At 58.8% G+C, this 14,004-nt stretch carries 20 protein-coding genes and 1 tRNA gene; 11 read left to right on the forward strand and 10 right to left on the reverse strand.

Annotation, left to right across the window (positions count from 1 at the left end):
* The first annotated feature begins 17 nt into the window (after nucleotides 1-17).
* The 3 genes from ACFOGH_RS07785 to lpdA are packed head-to-tail and all read left to right on the forward strand — an operon-like array spanning nucleotide 18 to nucleotide 2,887.
* Entirely contained in the window at nucleotides 18-1,058 is a 1,041-nt protein-coding gene (locus ACFOGH_RS07785) for a glycosyltransferase family 2 protein (RefSeq protein WP_380072504.1), read from the forward strand.
* Nucleotides 1,055-1,450 (forward strand): MAPEG family protein, encoded by a 396-nt coding sequence (locus ACFOGH_RS07790; RefSeq protein WP_380072505.1) that lies wholly within the window; start codon nucleotides 1,055-1,057, stop codon nucleotides 1,448-1,450. Before ACFOGH_RS07785 ends, ACFOGH_RS07790 begins: the two co-directional genes overlap by 4 nt.
* A gap of 48 nt (nucleotides 1,451-1,498) precedes the next feature.
* Complete coding sequence (gene lpdA, locus ACFOGH_RS07795; protein ID WP_380072506.1) at nucleotides 1,499-2,887, forward strand: dihydrolipoyl dehydrogenase; 1,389 nt, start codon at nucleotides 1,499-1,501, stop codon at nucleotides 2,885-2,887.
* Nucleotides 2,888-2,906: 19 nt separating this feature from the next.
* On the opposite strand, the gene ACFOGH_RS07800 is transcribed toward lpdA, so the two are convergent.
* The 3 genes from ACFOGH_RS07800 to ACFOGH_RS07810 are packed head-to-tail and all read right to left on the reverse strand — an operon-like array spanning nucleotide 2,907 to nucleotide 5,106.
* Nucleotides 2,907-3,644, reverse strand: coding sequence for an intradiol ring-cleavage dioxygenase (locus ACFOGH_RS07800; RefSeq protein ID WP_380072507.1), 738 nt, complete (start codon nucleotides 3,642-3,644; stop codon nucleotides 2,907-2,909).
* Nucleotides 3,645-3,698: 54 nt separating this feature from the next.
* Nucleotides 3,699-4,364: a GntR family transcriptional regulator gene (locus tag ACFOGH_RS07805; protein WP_380072508.1), complete on the reverse strand. Its 666-nt coding sequence runs from the start codon at nucleotides 4,362-4,364 to the stop codon at nucleotides 3,699-3,701.
* A 31-nt stretch (nucleotides 4,365-4,395) separates the two neighbouring features.
* Nucleotides 4,396-5,106 (reverse strand): M48 family metallopeptidase, encoded by a 711-nt coding sequence (locus tag ACFOGH_RS07810; RefSeq protein ID WP_380072509.1) that lies wholly within the window; start codon nucleotides 5,104-5,106, stop codon nucleotides 4,396-4,398.
* A 151-nt stretch (nucleotides 5,107-5,257) separates the two neighbouring features.
* Between ACFOGH_RS07810 and ACFOGH_RS07815 the strand changes: the two genes are divergently transcribed.
* From ACFOGH_RS07815 to ACFOGH_RS07830, 4 genes are all read left to right on the forward strand, one after another.
* Entirely contained in the window at nucleotides 5,258-5,596 is a 339-nt protein-coding gene (locus ACFOGH_RS07815) for a TIGR02300 family protein (protein ID WP_322320703.1), read from the forward strand.
* A gap of 125 nt (nucleotides 5,597-5,721) precedes the next feature.
* Nucleotides 5,722-5,797: transfer RNA gene (locus tag ACFOGH_RS07820), tRNA-Ala, on the forward strand.
* A 167-nt stretch (nucleotides 5,798-5,964) separates the two neighbouring features.
* On the forward strand, nucleotides 5,965-6,258 hold the full coding sequence (locus tag ACFOGH_RS07825) for a hypothetical protein (protein ID WP_380072510.1): 294 nt from the start codon (nucleotides 5,965-5,967) through the stop codon (nucleotides 6,256-6,258).
* Nucleotides 6,259-6,636: 378 nt separating this feature from the next.
* Nucleotides 6,637-7,194, forward strand: a complete 558-nt coding sequence (locus tag ACFOGH_RS07830; protein WP_380072511.1) for a hypothetical protein — start codon at nucleotides 6,637-6,639, stop codon at nucleotides 7,192-7,194.
* Nucleotides 7,195-7,343: 149 nt separating this feature from the next.
* Here the strand turns inward: ACFOGH_RS07830 and ACFOGH_RS07835 are convergent, their stop codons facing one another.
* Nucleotides 7,344-7,517, reverse strand: coding sequence for a hypothetical protein (locus ACFOGH_RS07835; RefSeq protein WP_380072512.1), 174 nt, complete (start codon nucleotides 7,515-7,517; stop codon nucleotides 7,344-7,346).
* Nucleotides 7,501-8,268, reverse strand: a complete 768-nt coding sequence (locus ACFOGH_RS07840; RefSeq protein WP_380072513.1) for a hypothetical protein — start codon at nucleotides 8,266-8,268, stop codon at nucleotides 7,501-7,503. The genes ACFOGH_RS07835 and ACFOGH_RS07840 overlap by 17 nt, the downstream gene beginning before the upstream one ends.
* A 223-nt stretch (nucleotides 8,269-8,491) precedes the next feature.
* On the opposite strand from ACFOGH_RS07840, the gene ACFOGH_RS07845 reads away from it, so the two are divergent.
* The 4 genes from ACFOGH_RS07845 (at nucleotide 8,492) to ACFOGH_RS07860 (ending at nucleotide 10,675) form a co-directional block, all read left to right on the forward strand.
* Nucleotides 8,492-8,938 carry a hypothetical protein gene (locus ACFOGH_RS07845; protein WP_380072514.1) on the forward strand — a complete coding sequence of 149 codons (447 nt, stop codon included), beginning with the start codon at nucleotides 8,492-8,494 and terminating at the stop codon, nucleotides 8,936-8,938.
* A 71-nt stretch (nucleotides 8,939-9,009) separates the two neighbouring features.
* Nucleotides 9,010-9,528, forward strand: coding sequence for a hypothetical protein (locus ACFOGH_RS07850; RefSeq protein WP_380072515.1), 519 nt, complete (start codon nucleotides 9,010-9,012; stop codon nucleotides 9,526-9,528).
* Between the two features lie 154 nt (nucleotides 9,529-9,682).
* Nucleotides 9,683-9,943, forward strand: coding sequence for a hypothetical protein (locus tag ACFOGH_RS07855; RefSeq protein WP_380072516.1), 261 nt, complete (start codon nucleotides 9,683-9,685; stop codon nucleotides 9,941-9,943).
* A gap of 147 nt (nucleotides 9,944-10,090) precedes the next feature.
* Entirely contained in the window at nucleotides 10,091-10,675 is a 585-nt protein-coding gene (locus ACFOGH_RS07860; RefSeq protein WP_380072517.1) for a hypothetical protein, read from the forward strand.
* 74 nt (nucleotides 10,676-10,749) lie between these two features.
* Here the strand turns inward: ACFOGH_RS07860 and ACFOGH_RS07865 are convergent, their stop codons facing one another.
* From ACFOGH_RS07865 to ACFOGH_RS07885, 5 genes are all read right to left on the reverse strand, one after another.
* The gene (locus ACFOGH_RS07865) at nucleotides 10,750-11,238 is read right to left on the reverse strand and encodes a hypothetical protein (protein WP_380072518.1); all 489 of its coding nucleotides are present in this window, start codon (nucleotides 11,236-11,238) and stop codon (nucleotides 10,750-10,752) included.
* Between the two features lie 155 nt (nucleotides 11,239-11,393).
* A complete protein-coding gene (locus tag ACFOGH_RS07870) occupies nucleotides 11,394-11,834 on the reverse strand; it encodes a helix-turn-helix domain-containing protein (RefSeq protein ID WP_380072519.1) in 441 nt (146 codons plus the stop codon).
* Between the two features lie 56 nt (nucleotides 11,835-11,890).
* Nucleotides 11,891-12,256 (reverse strand): DUF4258 domain-containing protein, encoded by a 366-nt coding sequence (locus ACFOGH_RS07875; RefSeq protein ID WP_380072520.1) that lies wholly within the window; start codon nucleotides 12,254-12,256, stop codon nucleotides 11,891-11,893.
* Between the two features lie 463 nt (nucleotides 12,257-12,719).
* Nucleotides 12,720-13,343, reverse strand: a complete 624-nt coding sequence (locus ACFOGH_RS07880; RefSeq protein WP_380072521.1) for a tyrosine-type recombinase/integrase — start codon at nucleotides 13,341-13,343, stop codon at nucleotides 12,720-12,722.
* Nucleotides 13,344-13,654: 311 nt separating this feature from the next.
* Nucleotides 13,655-13,900, reverse strand: a complete 246-nt coding sequence (locus ACFOGH_RS07885; protein WP_380072522.1) for an accessory factor UbiK family protein — start codon at nucleotides 13,898-13,900, stop codon at nucleotides 13,655-13,657.
* Nucleotides 13,901-14,004 lie beyond the last annotated feature (104 nt).

Consider the following 14,004-nt stretch of genomic DNA (forward strand, 5'->3'; position numbering starts at 1 on the left):
TGACCGCCCGCGCTACCATGCTGAAAGTGTTTTGCGTGAATTCGCCTCACCTCCAGACCGCTGCCCCAGCTCGCACCAAGCGCGCCGTCGTGGTGTGTATGCGCAATGAGGCGGTGTTTTTGCTGGAGTGGGTGGCGTATCACCTCAGCATCGGCTTTGACCGGATTTTCCTTGTCACCAACAACTGCCAGGACGGCACCGATCTGATGGCGGATCGGCTGGCCGAACTGGAACCCATCGTCCATGTCTGCAACGAAGTCGCCCCCGGTGAGCCACCGCAGGTTGTGGGGCTGGCCCGTGCCTTGGCGCATCCGGCGATGGCGGATGTGGAATGGCTGCTGCACATCGACGCGGATGAGTTTCTGAACGTCACCACTGGCGCGGGCATGGTGGGCGATCTGCTGCAAGCGGTTGGCTCCTGCGATACCGTCGCCGTTGCGTGGCGCTTTATCGCCAGCGGTGGGCGGCAGCTTTGGCAGGGCGGCAGTTTGCTGGCCGAACAAACTCAATGCTCCGCCCATATCGACGAACAACTTGTGTTCCACAAATCTTTGTTCCGCCCCAACCGCTATGCCCGTGCCATCGACCATATGCCGAAAGACCCGCTTGACCCGGAAGTCATCGTCCGCAACGCGGTGGGCCGCAAGATCCCCAACCGTGGCCAGTCGCATCTGACCGCTGCAAACTATCGTGGCATCAAAGATGAAGACCTGACTTGGGCCAACGCCGATATTCACCACTATTTCGTGCGATCCGAAGATGTATTTCTGCTGAAGAATATCCGCGGCGATGGCATGGCGAAAGAACACGCCAACCATTTGCTCGGCTCAAAAATGTGGAAGATTGCCGAGCGTGCGACGGGCGAAGACAGCTCGATCCAGCGCCATCTGCCAAGTGTGACCGAGCGTCTGGCGCGCTATGATGCGGATGCGCTGTTGCACGATCTGCAAAAAACGGCGCTGGCTTGGCTGGAGCAGCAACGCGCAACCTACCTCACCCCCGAGAACCGCAAGCGTTGGGATCACCGCAAGCGCGCGAAAAAGGTTAAAACGCCATGACACCGGAATTGACCGCCCTCGCCCTTGCGGGCCTGCTGCAAGCTGGACAATTCGCGCTGTTCGCGATCCCGGCGAATATGCAGCTTGGCACCGGCTATACATCGAGCCCGCGCGACCGCCCACCGTCGCGGCAGTTGTCGGTTGTGGCAGGCCGTTTGCAACGCGCGCTGAACAACCATTTTGAGGGGCTGATCCTGTTCACCCTCGCCGTTGTGGTGGTGACATTGGGCAACCAATCCAGCGCCGTCACACAATATGCCGCCTATATCTACCTCGCCGCCCGCGTGCTTTACGTCCCGGCCTATGCCTTTGGCCTGCGGCCGTGGCGGTCGGGGATCTGGGCGGTTGGTTTCGCCGCCACTGTCACGATGATCTTGGCGGCTTTGATCTGACACCTCGCGCCTCTCGCGCCCCTGCACCAAACCTACGAAGGAAAACCCATGGCAAGCTTTGACGCAATCATCATCGGTGCTGGCCCCGGCGGCTATGTCTGCGCCATCCGCGCCGCACAACTGGGGCTGAACGTGGCCGTGGTCGAAGGCCGCGACACCTTGGGCGGCACCTGCCTGAACATCGGCTGCATCCCATCGAAAGCCCTGCTGCACGCCACACACTCCTTGCACGAAGTGCATGAGAACTTTGAAAAAATGGGGCTGATGGGCGGCGCGCCCACGGTCGATTGGCTGAAAATGCAGGCCTATAAGGCCGATGTGGTGAACGGCAACACCAAGGGCATCGAGTTTCTGTTCAAGAAGAACAAGATCACGTGGCTGAAAGGTTGGGCAACCATCCCCGCCCCCGGCAAGGTGCAGATCGGCGACGAAGTGCATGAGGCCAAGCATATCGTGATCGCGACCGGCTCCGAGCCTTCCAGCCTGCCGGGCGTGACGGTGGATGAAACCATCGTCGTCACCTCGACCGGGGCCTTGGCACTGCCGTCGATCCCGAAAACCATGGTGGTGATCGGCGCGGGCGTGATCGGGCTTGAAATGGGCTCGGTCTATGCGCGTCTTGGCACCGAAGTGACGGTGGTGGAGTATCTTGATGCGATTACCCCCGGCATGGACGGCGAAGTGGCGAAAAGCTTCCAGCGTATCCTGACCAAACAGGGGCTGAAATTCATCCTTGGCGCGGCGGTGCAGGGTGTCGAAACCAAGGATGGTACAGCAAAGGTCAGCTACAAACTGCGCAAGAATGACACCGAGGCCAGCTTGCAGGCCGAGGTGGTGCTGGTCGCCACCGGCCGTAAACCGTTTGTGAAGGGTCTGGGGTTAGAGGCGTTGGGGGTAGAGATGCTGCCGCGCGGCCAGATCAAGACCGATGCGCATTTCGCCACCAATGTCAGCGGGTTGTATGCGATCGGCGATGCGATTGTCGGCCCGATGCTGGCGCATAAGGCCGAAGACGAAGGCATGGCGTTGGCCGAGATCATGGCGGGCAAGGCGGGCCATGTGAATTACGCGGTGATCCCCGGTGTGGTTTACACCAGCCCGGAAGTCGCCTCGGTGGGGGCCACCGAAGAGCAGTTGAAAGAACAGGGCCGCGCCTACAAGGTCGGCAAATTCCCGTTCATGGGCAATGCCCGCGCCAAGGCCGTTTTCCAAGCCGAAGGCTTTGTGAAAATGCTCGCCGATGCCACCACCGACCGGATTTTGGGCTGCCATATCATCGGCCCCGGCGCTGGCGATCTGATCCACGAGGTTTGCGTGGCGATGGAGTTTGGCGCCTCGGCACAGGATCTGGCGCTGACCTGCCACGCCCATCCGACCTACAGCGAGGCCGTGCGCGAAGCGGCGCTGGCCTGTGGCGATGGCGCGATCCACGCCTGATGCGGGCAAAACCTCGGCCCTAGGCCTTGTTCAACAGCCAATCCAATAGCCCCGATGCACCCGCTTCGGGGCTGACTCCCACGACCAAAGCCGCCTCTGCCACGCCATCGGGCGCGGTCATCCTGACCCGTGCATAGGCACCCGCGCCCGCGTCAGCCGCGATACCATCATCCACATTCATCACATCGCGCTTATCCCGGCGGGCATAAGCGGAATGTTCGGCGTAGATTTCGGCGATGACGGCTTCGTCGAAAAATATCTGACTGGTCAGCACGCTGCGCTGATCCAGAAACACCTTGTAGTGAATGTGAGTGGTCCGGCCACGATACCACCCGGGGAAAACGGTCTGAAAGCTTGCAACCCCCGCCACATCCGTCATCTGCGTGCCGCGCAGAAAGTTTTGCCCAGTGGTGTCACCGCCCGCGCCCATGTTCTGCACGCCGGAATAGACCCCGGTCGCGTCACAGTGCCACACATCCACCCGCGCGCCCACCACGGGTGCGCAATCTGCCGTCACCACCTGCAAACGCAATTGCAGCGGCAGGCCCGGTTTACCTTCGGTAATGTCAGAGCGCAGCAGGTGCGGGTCGATGTAGAACGGCCCCTCGGTGACTTCTTTCTGCAACAGGCAGACATCGGTTGTGATCAGCCCGGCAGTTTCGGCCCGTGCCGCCAGCCCGCTGGGCAGCACCGCCAAAGGGGCAAGCGAAAGGGCTTTCAGAACGGTGCGACGGTCGAGCGTGGAAAGCGGCGGCATGGTATCTCCTGTATACGTGCTGCTTCAACGCGCCTGCCACAGATTTCCGTCGCCTCAACTTGCCAGATGTCGCAAGCCTTGCGTCACATCCGTCCGCACCGCCAAGCGCAAGCCCGGCTCGTCTCCCGCACGCAAAGCCGCCAGTATCATCCGATGATGCTGCGGCATGTCGCGGCGGCGCAGTTTCTGATACAGCGCCCGCATCGTCGGCCCCAGTTGCAGCCATACGGTTTCGCACAAGGCCAGCATGGCAGGCGTCTGGGCGCGCAGATACAGCGTGCGGTGAAATTCCAGATTGGTGCGCACATACCCCACGGCATCCTGATTGATCACCGCTTCCTGATTAAGCGCGTTGATCGCAGCCAGCCGATCTATCAACGCGAAATGCGCGCGCGGCAGGGCACGGGCGGCCATTTCAGGCTCCAGCATGGCGCGGATGGCGGCCAGTTCCTCGATGCGTTCTGGCGAAAGTTCTGGCGTGGAAATCCGCCCCGAGGATGACATGGTAAAGGCACCTTCCGCCACCAGCCGCCGTGCAGCCTCACGCGCTGGGGTCATCGAGACCGCAAACTGCTCGGCAATGCCGCGGATGGTCATCGCCTGCCCCGGTGCAAGCTCGCCATGCAGGACCTGTTGGCGCAGGGTGCGATAGACCCGCTCATGCGCTGCCGCATTGGGGTCGGCCATTCGTGTGGTCAGGATGCGCGGCGGGATGGACATGACTTAGCCAAGCACTGCATCGGCGGATTGGTCAATCCCCTGCGGCATCAAACCGGATGGCCTGCAGCGCGCCGCCTTCGCGCTTCAACCACGCGCGTTCCGCTTGCCAGCCCGGAAACAGCCGCTGCACCACCGCCCAGAACCGATCTGAATGGTTCATCTCCAGCATATGGGCGACCTCGTGGGCGGCGACATAGTCCAGCACACGTGGCGGTGCCATGATTAGCCGCCACGAATACATCAGCGCCCCGTCCGAGGTGCACGAGCCCCAGCGCGACCGGGTGTCGCGCAAGCTCACTTGTGTCACCTTGCGCCCGATCATCCCGGCGTAGTGATCGGATGCCGCCACCAGCCTGTTGCGTGCCTGCACCCGCAGATAGGCCGACACCCGCGCCGCAGCCCGGTCTGGATCGCCCGGCACGATCAACGCATCGCCCTCGATGCGCACCGACCGACCCTCCCCGCTTTCCAGCCGCAACAGCCGACCCTCGACCGGCAGGACCGAGCCCAACCCGACGCCGACAACCTGCGGCATCCGCGCCACCGCCGCGCGGATCCAGCCTTCCTGTGCGCGGGCAAAGGCCAAAGCCTCGGCCTCGCGCGCATGGGTCGGCAAAGATAATGTCACCCCGCCATTCGCCTGCGACACCCGCAGCGAAAACCGTCGCGCGCGCGCATTGCGGCGCAAGGTGATGGTGATCGGGGGCGGGCCGGGAAGCAGAAACTGCGCTGATCTGGACATGGGGGCAGAGCATACCTATCTGAGCCTTGGCCGCAACCGCTGCAAAAGGTCCGGTGGCGACAAAAGCCTTTGACACTCGGCCTGCCTTGTGGCAAGCGGCTTCATTCCGAATTGACAGCCCGCAAGGGCCAGACTGAACAAAGGGAACACCATGCCATTGGCTGAATGGGGCACCAAGCGCGTCTGCCCGACCACCGGCAAGCGCTTTTACGACCTGAACCGCACGCCGATCGTCAGCCCCTACACGGGCGAGATCGTCGATATCGAATCGGCTCGCCGCAAGATGGCCGCTGCCGTAATCGCGCGCGTGCAACCTGAGAAAGACGATGACGCGGTTCTGGTCGATGATCTGGAAGCAGATGATGATCTGCTGGTTGCAGGCGTTGCCGATGATGCCGAACTCGACGATGAACTGCTGGAAGATGACGCCGACGACACCGTTTCGCTGGATGATCTGACCGACGTTCCCGGCGACGAGGAAGACGTTTAAGCTTTTCTCAGCGTGGCGCAATTTGGGCGCGGGCCCGTGCATTTTTCCTCTTGCACCCCCCCGCGCCCTCGCCTAAACACCGCGCACCAAGACGATCACGACGCGCCCAACGTTGTGCCAAAGATGGGGTCATAGCTCAGATGGGAGAGCGCTTGAATGGCATTCAAGAGGTCGGGAGTTCGATCCTCCCTGGCTCCACCAAACCACCAAGTCCAAGCAATTGAATTTTAAAGACTTTTGTTGCGGGCAGACTTCTTGTCCCACCATTGGTCCCGCCACGCGGCTCAAAAGCGCGGCTTTTCCTTTCATCCTCCGGCTCGCATCCGCGCGCCGCGCAAACGCCGAGAGGCAACGCAGGAGAATGAACTATGCCGCAACAATCCGAACGCACAGTCACCGCGGTCTTTACCGAGTGGCAGTCAAGTCGCTTGAAAACATCGAGCGGCCACTTTTCAACACCTGAGAGCGAAGACGAGGAAGCGGCGCACCGGCGCTTGCTTGAGTTTGAAGCCGTCGAACTGCCAGCTTCTGACGCCCTCGACGTTTACAGGCAGATCGTGATGGCGCTGACGGATGCGCTTGGTGAGGGAGACGCAGGCCAGCCCGAGGCGGCCCTTTACCGGCGGGCGCTCTCTGCGCTGGGGATAGCGTCTCAGGTCTAGGCCTAGGGCGAAACCCTATCCTGTGATGGGGAAACGATGGTAGGCCCGTAACTGTTAAAGGTTGCGGGCCTTAGGCATGCAGGAGGGGCTCGACCGAATAGCCCCCCGGGGGGTGCTTGGCAGAGGGGGTGGGGGGAAAATCGGGGTCGCGCTGGTATATACTCGACCCTACCTCGCGCGGATTTTGATTTTTTTTGAAAGTTCCAGTCATCCTTGGCATGCTTGGCTGGGAAGCTGGGAGAAGCATTTGAATATTGGGCGCACCCGGATTGCAAAAGCCCTCAGACGACGTTGGGCGCCTGCTTAGGGGTTCGGCACAGGGGGCGAAGGATATGTCGGCGCTGGACGAATCGAGGGCGTTAGATCAGCGTCTCAGCCATGAAAAAAATCGTATCCTGGATAGTGGCAGCCTTACTTGCGCCGGTCATTGTTGGTTTGATCGTGGACATTGCCACACCGCTGATGCCGGAGGCTCTGCGTTGGTCGGTGGCATGGTCTGCCAAGCTGCTTGATTGGGCGGCTCTGTCGTGGTTGGTTGGTGGCGGGCTCGGGTTTTTATCCGGTCTATGGTTGGACAGCTTCGTAGCAGCGCATCATGGGAGGCGCCCGATCAGTTGGAAGGGAAGGGCCGACGCAGCGGCTGACGAGGCCGTTTACGTCCTGAGCCATTGCCAAGATGTTTTGGCCGAGGGGCCCCCATTTGGTCGTCAGGACCGCCTCAACATGCTTTTGGTTGAAATCACAGCAGTAGTCGAAACGCTTAAAGCGCTTGGATTGCAGGGGCCAGATAGGCCAAACAAGAGCGATTTTAGTGGGTACTTGGCTGTCTCTTCCAGTTATCTCGGCGGAATCATTCCCGCTTTACGGAGGGGCGACAAGAATTTTGCTGTGCGGGTCGATGAGGCATTCAGGGCGGCGCAGGCCAAACTGAACTGACGCCCGATCTTCTGCCGAACATTCGGGACTTCACTGCAAGCGGTTGTAGGCAGGCGAACCGGGTGCGGTTATAGCCGGGTATTGGGCGTCATGAGGGCAAAGAAAAACCCCGCCGGAGCGGGGTTGGGGTAGAGGTGTCTTCTACTGCGCTACTTGCCGAACGCCTTGTTCAGTTGGTCAACCGCGATGCGCACAAATTCAGGATTGGCCACTGGGGGCTTGCCCTGACCCGTCGGCGATGTGCCGCCTGCGCCATTTTCCGGTGTCTGATAATTGTAGGTCGGCTGCTTCTGTGGAGCAGTGTAGTCAGCATACATGGCCATGATCGCCTCCATTTAGATCGCGTGGATAGTAGTGCTTTCTCTTTACCCACCGGAAACCTTCCCACTTGGTAATGGTGGCTATATCGGTTTCGCCCCCAACGATATCAGCGCCGGGTGCAAAAGAGAAGTAACCCTTTGTTACGTCAACGAGGAAGCGCGCGAGCCTGATCGCATCCGAAGTTGGCATAACTGGGAAAGCCATAGGTGTTTCAAGGCCGGGACGAGCAAGATCGAAGGCCGCGCGCGCACCAGCCTGATCAACGCCGGCATCAGTCAACACCTGCACAAATCTGTCATCAATTCCAATCAATAGCCGCATGATTGGCGATGTTTGTCCTGCCCAGTCTACGCCATGATTTCCCTCGCCCCGAAGCAAAGAAGGTTTGTTCAAGACACCACTGGTGATCGTCATTTTCCATATCTCAGCATGTGTTCCTGGGTCACCATATCCACCTACGAAGAACTCAAGGTTGTGGGATGGGTCTTGAAACGGCGTAACATACTTTAGGTTAAAAAATTCGTAAGCGCGGTCGGCAATTTGCTCGATGGTGTAGTCCTTGGGGTTTATGGGGTGACCGCCATTCATCAGTTCCCATCGTAGCTCTTTCGAGAGGCTGCTGATTGATCGCTCACCAATACTTCCCATGCCGCAAAACATGCCAGAAATCGGACACTCACGATGCAGGTTGAACACTTTGTCGCCGCCATTATAGACGTTGATCACCTGCCCTGTTGCATCAGTAACTGTCATGGCGCTATCCGCTGCAAACACAATGCAGTCATTCACTTTAACTGAAACGCATACTGTCAAAATTGGCTCCCATTATTATTTCTCAACCTATCCGCCACCAACCGCCGCAACCCGTCTAGCGCAGGCGCCCGCTGGCGATGCTTCTCACGCCCACTCGGGCCAAGCAGCCGCACGCGCGGCGCGGTGCATCGGGATACTAGCCAAAAGCAGGCATGATCCGCACATGTCCAAACTCATTGCCCTTGCGCCCCGCCCTATCCCTCGCATTTCTGCAAAACTGCGGCAAGCAATTGAATTGAACGTCACAGAAGGCCTTACCATTGCCGCCGCCTGCGACAAGGCGGGCGTTTCGCGGGCCGGGTATCACAAGGCCATGAAACGGGCCGCTGTCCGCGATCACTTGGAGGAGGTGCAAAAGCGCTTTATCTTGGGCGCCGACACCAAAAAGTCCCTTTATCGGGCTCGCGCTTTGGATGTGGCGCTGGATCTTATGCTCAACAGCAAATCCGAGGTCATCCGGGCGAGGATGGCTGAATTCTTGGCGGGTGATGCCAAGGTTTCGCCTGTTGCCGTTCATATTGACGCGCGGCAGGAAAGAGGCGGCTACGAGTTTGTTCGCCCCGGTCAGCGCACTGTCGAAATTATCGAAGACGATGCTGATCATGCGTGATCATTCGAAAATCGAAGTCCTGAGGCCCATCCCCGACAAGTTGGCCCCAACACGCGAATTATAGGTGTAAGATGCAGGCAGCACTCCTCCCCCTTCTCGGCGGCACGGCCGCAAGCGCTACGGCAGCGACGACAGCCGCGACCATGTTTAGCGCGGGCAGTTCTATACTCGGCGGGGTGGGTGCGGCCAGTGAGGCTGCGGCGGCAAAACAGCAGGCCAAGATCAGCGCCCAGATCGGGCAGGCCCGCGCAAACCAGACCAACACCACGGCGCGGCAAGACCTTGGATCCGAATTGTCCACTCTGCGCGCCACACTGGCGGCCAATGGACAGCGGCCCAACTCCGGCACAGCGGAAGTGTTCAGCGCCATGCGTGACACCCGAAACCGTGAGCGACGGATTGAGGTCGGCAATCGGATGCAGGAGGCAGCGGATTACTCTGCGCAGGCCCGGTCGATCAGGCCGGGGCAGAGCGTAATGGCGGGAGTTTTCAAATCAGGATTGTCGCTTTTCGATCTTGCAGAGTTGAACCGGGTTGGAAAGTTGAACGACATTCGCAGCAGTCGGCGCAGCAACCCATTCTTGCGTTAGGAATGATCGGACTGGCGACGAGGCGATTGCAAGCAACACGCGAAGCAGAGACCGCAGGCATTTCCGTCTGTCTGCGGCTCTTTTGTCGCGCTCCGTGCATTGTTGCCCAGCACCCTGAAGCGGAAATTGCTGCGAAACGGCGCAAGGGTGATGCATGAAACCGAAAGAAGATCCGAACGCGAAAGCTGCTCGTCTGCGTGAAATGCGCATGTCCGAGGTGGAACTGACCAAGGCCACGCAAAACAACGCGGCTGGCCTGACCACCGATCTGCGCTCGATCTACGGCATGAACGGCGGGGCCGGTGGCATGTCGCTGTTCAGCCTGATCGGCCAGTCATCGGCCTCCAAACCTAAAACGGGCATGGGCCGCGGGTCTGACAGCAACAGGCGCAGCGCGAATGGAACCATGCTCTGAGGCCAAGCAAGGGTCAGCCCGGTTCATGGCGCAACTATTTCAGCATTGATACGTTTGGGAAGCAGCTTTGCCGCAGGCGCGGTCACAGAGCGGCTACTTGCGACCTCTAACAGCGACGGCCGACAGGCGCGCTGACGACCGTTCCGGATGATCAAATCCCAATCGGCGCAGGTCAACAGTCCCTCGCTAGTGTTCAGCAACACAGCTTCACCGCGCAGCACCGCAGACGGCGCGGCTTACGACAGGATACGCCTAGATAAATTCCAGCTTGCGCTGGACCCCGACAGCATCAACGATAAGACGGACAGCAACACGCGGCGCAAAAACCTCAACGGCAATGATGCTTGGTGGATGCCCGAAAGCCCGTTGCCAACGCGCGGGCCCGGGTATGGACCTCGTCGGAAAGAAGAAAATCTGCTAGAGTGGATTTTGTTGCGCCAAGTCGCTTATCACGCACTGCCGACGAAGGAGCCCAATCGCGATGCAATCTCCAAACAAGCAACCATGGGTATCTCCGCGGCTTCTTCCGCTCCTGATGCGCGCGGAAGCGGCGCTGGCGCAGCCGGAGAACAAAACGCCGGGGCAACTGGCGGCGGCAGAGCGGGTGAAGCGGGCGGTGATCGGGCGGTCGAGCAGACTGACGCAAGAGAGCAGAGACTTGCTCGGCAAGGCGTCAAATCCATCACAGAGCGGCAACGCCTAGAGCAAGCGCAGCAACGCCGCCCTCGCTGATGGATCGCTTCACGCTGCCGGGGGCGCTGGATAATCAGCAGTTCGAACCGATGTGGCGGGGCGGCTGGCGATCATCAAAGACCGATCAATTTCTGAAAAGCTGCCAACGCCAAAGGTGACTGCGATACTCCATATTCCAAAAGCCGCATGGCAACCGATTTGGTAGCCTCTGCTGGCAAGGAGCGGATCGCATCTTTAAGCTGGTCTTTAACCCCCTCTTCGGCGTCCGTACTGTTCACTCGTGCTATCAGCAGGGCCTTGATCGAGTCATCGTGCAGTTTGACGGTAACTACGCCGAGGATTGCGGACAAGCCGCCATCATCTTGAAGGAAGTCTAGGCCGCGCGCGGTGATGCAGGGAGCCCCAAGCTTCATCTCTCCATTTTGCAGCGCCAACCACTGCATATCGACCATATGATGTTCGGTCAGATAACGGAGGTTAACGATCAGGGTGTTGCGGTCAACGTCATCCCAAGCGCCACTAATGTTTACGCGCTTGGGGTAAACACCCGCCAGGTCGGTAAGAATTTGGCGCTGTAGTCCTCGGCTTAATAGTTCAGCCAATCTGATCTCCTACTTAAACAAAGCCAACGTCTGGCAGAATCGAGCAGCGAGCCGACCGTGAACAGACGCGATGGTGCGGGGAAGGTCGTCCTTTTGTAATAAAAAAAGGTATGGCCACCAAGACCATACCTTTGCATTTCAAAAAAGCAAAACTGTCAGCCGCAATAGGCCTCTTCCCATTTGCCGTGATTTTCACGGAAGCGGGCTGGTTCTTTCTGGTCTAGTTCGTCCTGCTTAATGGCATCTTTCATCTCTGAGAGGAGATTTTTCATCTGGTCTTCGGGCATAAGGTTGATAACGAAGAAAACCCGAATAAGCCGATCTGCTGGGCCAGAAATTGGCGTCGATCCTTTTTCATACCGTGCTACGGTTTGCCCATCTACGCCAATTAGGTCGCCCAATGCATCTTGGGTCAACTCCAATTCGCCGCGCAGAAAGCGAAACTCTTTTGGTGAAAGCGCCTTTTTGGTTGTTAGGATGTGCAGGGCGATTGCCAAGTGGAGATTGTCGACATGATCGATCGACACGCCGTCGCCATACTCAGTTTCGTGACGTACGAACCCGTTCAACAGGACCACATCGTCCAGTCCTGACATACGGTAAACGAACGGGGATTCTGCCTTTTCTTTCCCATCCACGTAAAACTCTCTAGTCATCTGCCGTCTTCCCATTCAACTGTAACGATGATCAGTTTTTCTCCCTGTTTCACCACCGTCACTACGCCCACATGTCGCCTATTGGGCATTTGCGCCGCAATTTTTCCCTGATAATCTCCAGCCTTCTTTGCCTCCTCAACGTTTCCAACAAGTACACCCTTCCGCAAAGTATCGAAGAGCATCTTTGTTGTGATACCCCTCTCGTACATGCGCTCTTCCGCGTGAGTGGTGATGATCACTTGAGAAGATTCCTGTGCCAAGAATCTCACCACTCTCGTAAACGCCTCTGGACGACGCAGGTTCCCAGCTTTCTGTGGGTTGTTACCGCCTGTCTGTTGACCTCCGACCATCTCATTTGGCATCTCGTTGTCTCCATGCCAACCTATCACGATGATAGTTATGAACACATTTCGTGGTTTTGCGCTAGGTCTAAAAGTGACATGACAACGTCGCGGACGGGCCTTTCACGGTAAAGTTGAATCAATTTACGTCGCGTCTTGTCAACGCGCTTACAGTTAGGCCGCGCTGCCGAGTGCAAGGACAACTTTCGAAGAGTGATTCGTTCACATGAAACCCCGCCAGCAAGGCGTTGTTTCAAAGTACCTCGCATTAGGCCTCGATGCCCCATTGTTTCGCGCGGGAATCTAAAGTCCGTGGGCATGTGCAGGTTGGCGAAGCTCACTGGGATCGGCACAGCCCCAGACGCGCAAATTCCTCTCGCAGATTGCCCATCGCAGCCTAGCACAAAAACGACTCCAGCAGATATGCGTTATTAGTACCCGCCCAAGGGGCGCAGCCCTCCGACTTGGGCCTCTCTCGCCTCTCCTACGCGTCGCATAGCCTCGTCGCCACCTTTGGCAGCGCGAATTTCAGACCCTGCACCGGGTTCGCGTGTGGATAGTGCCCCTCTGCGATAGCCCAATCAAAAACCGTCGCCATGCGCTGCCGCAGTCGCTTGGCCGTCTCCGGCTTCTCGGTCCAGATCGGCTCTAGAACCTTAAGCACATCATCACGACCTAGGGAGTGGATCGGCTTCTTTCCCATCGTCGGGTTAGCGTGCAATTCGATACCGGCAAGCCAGACCTCGCCGTGCTTCTTATTGCGCCAACTCGGCAGAAGCTTCTTGTGGACGTGATCGGCCGCCTTTGCAAAGGTCATGAGGTCGCGCGATTGTGCCGCGATTGCAGCGCGCTGGACGGTCTTGCGGGTGGCGTCTGGGTCGCCTCCGTCGCGGGCCTCCTTGCGCAATGCTGCGGCCTTGTCGCGGGCCTCTGCAAGCGTCACCAAATCAGCGCTACCGATGCCAAGTTCACGACGCTTCCCAAGAATGACGGTTCGCAGGATCCAAGACTTTGCGCCGGTCGGCCCGACACGCAGGTAAAGTCCGCCACCGTCGCCATACATGCCGGGCTCTTTCTTCGCGTCCACACCTTTGACAGTCAGCGCCATGTCGGCCCCCAGATCGTTTTCCGCTGTCCCGCCAACTGTCCCGCCATTTAGCGCTGGATGTGGTGGGACAAGCTGGCTTCACTTGAAGCACATTGATACGCGATGTGGAGTATGATAGCAATAAAAACAGGATGATATGGGATGTAATGAGATTGCTTGAAACAGTAGATTGGTAGACCCTGGCTCCACCAAATCCTTCAGATCTTCAACCTGAAGAAATCTCCAAAGCAAAAAGGCCCGCCTTTCGGTGGGCCTTTTGCTTTTTGGACTTTGCCCTGAAGGCACGGGGCGGGGGCGTAGCGCCCCCAGGCTCAGCCCTGCTTTCCCTCAAGTGCCGCTAGACGTGCCGCCAGCGCCGCGTTTTCTTCGCGGGCTTTTTGCGCCATCGTGCGCACCGCGTCGAACTCTTCGCGGGTGACGAAATCGCGGTCGGCAAGCCAGCGGTCGACGAAACCTTTCATCGCGGTTTCCGCCTCGGATTTGGCGCCCTGCGCCACACCCATTGCATTCGTCATCAGCTTGGACATGTCGTCGAAGAATTTGTTTCCGGCCGTCATCTGGGGCCTCCTTTCGCTTGTCTTCTATATGAGCCGCCAAGCGCCCTTGCACAAGATGGCGATCTGCCGCGATGCTACGTTGACATCGTGCCGCCTGTTGCCGA

The organism is Cypionkella sinensis (assembly GCF_042646385.1).
In the GTDB taxonomy this organism is placed as follows: Bacteria; Pseudomonadota; Alphaproteobacteria; order Rhodobacterales; family Rhodobacteraceae; genus Cypionkella; species Cypionkella sinensis.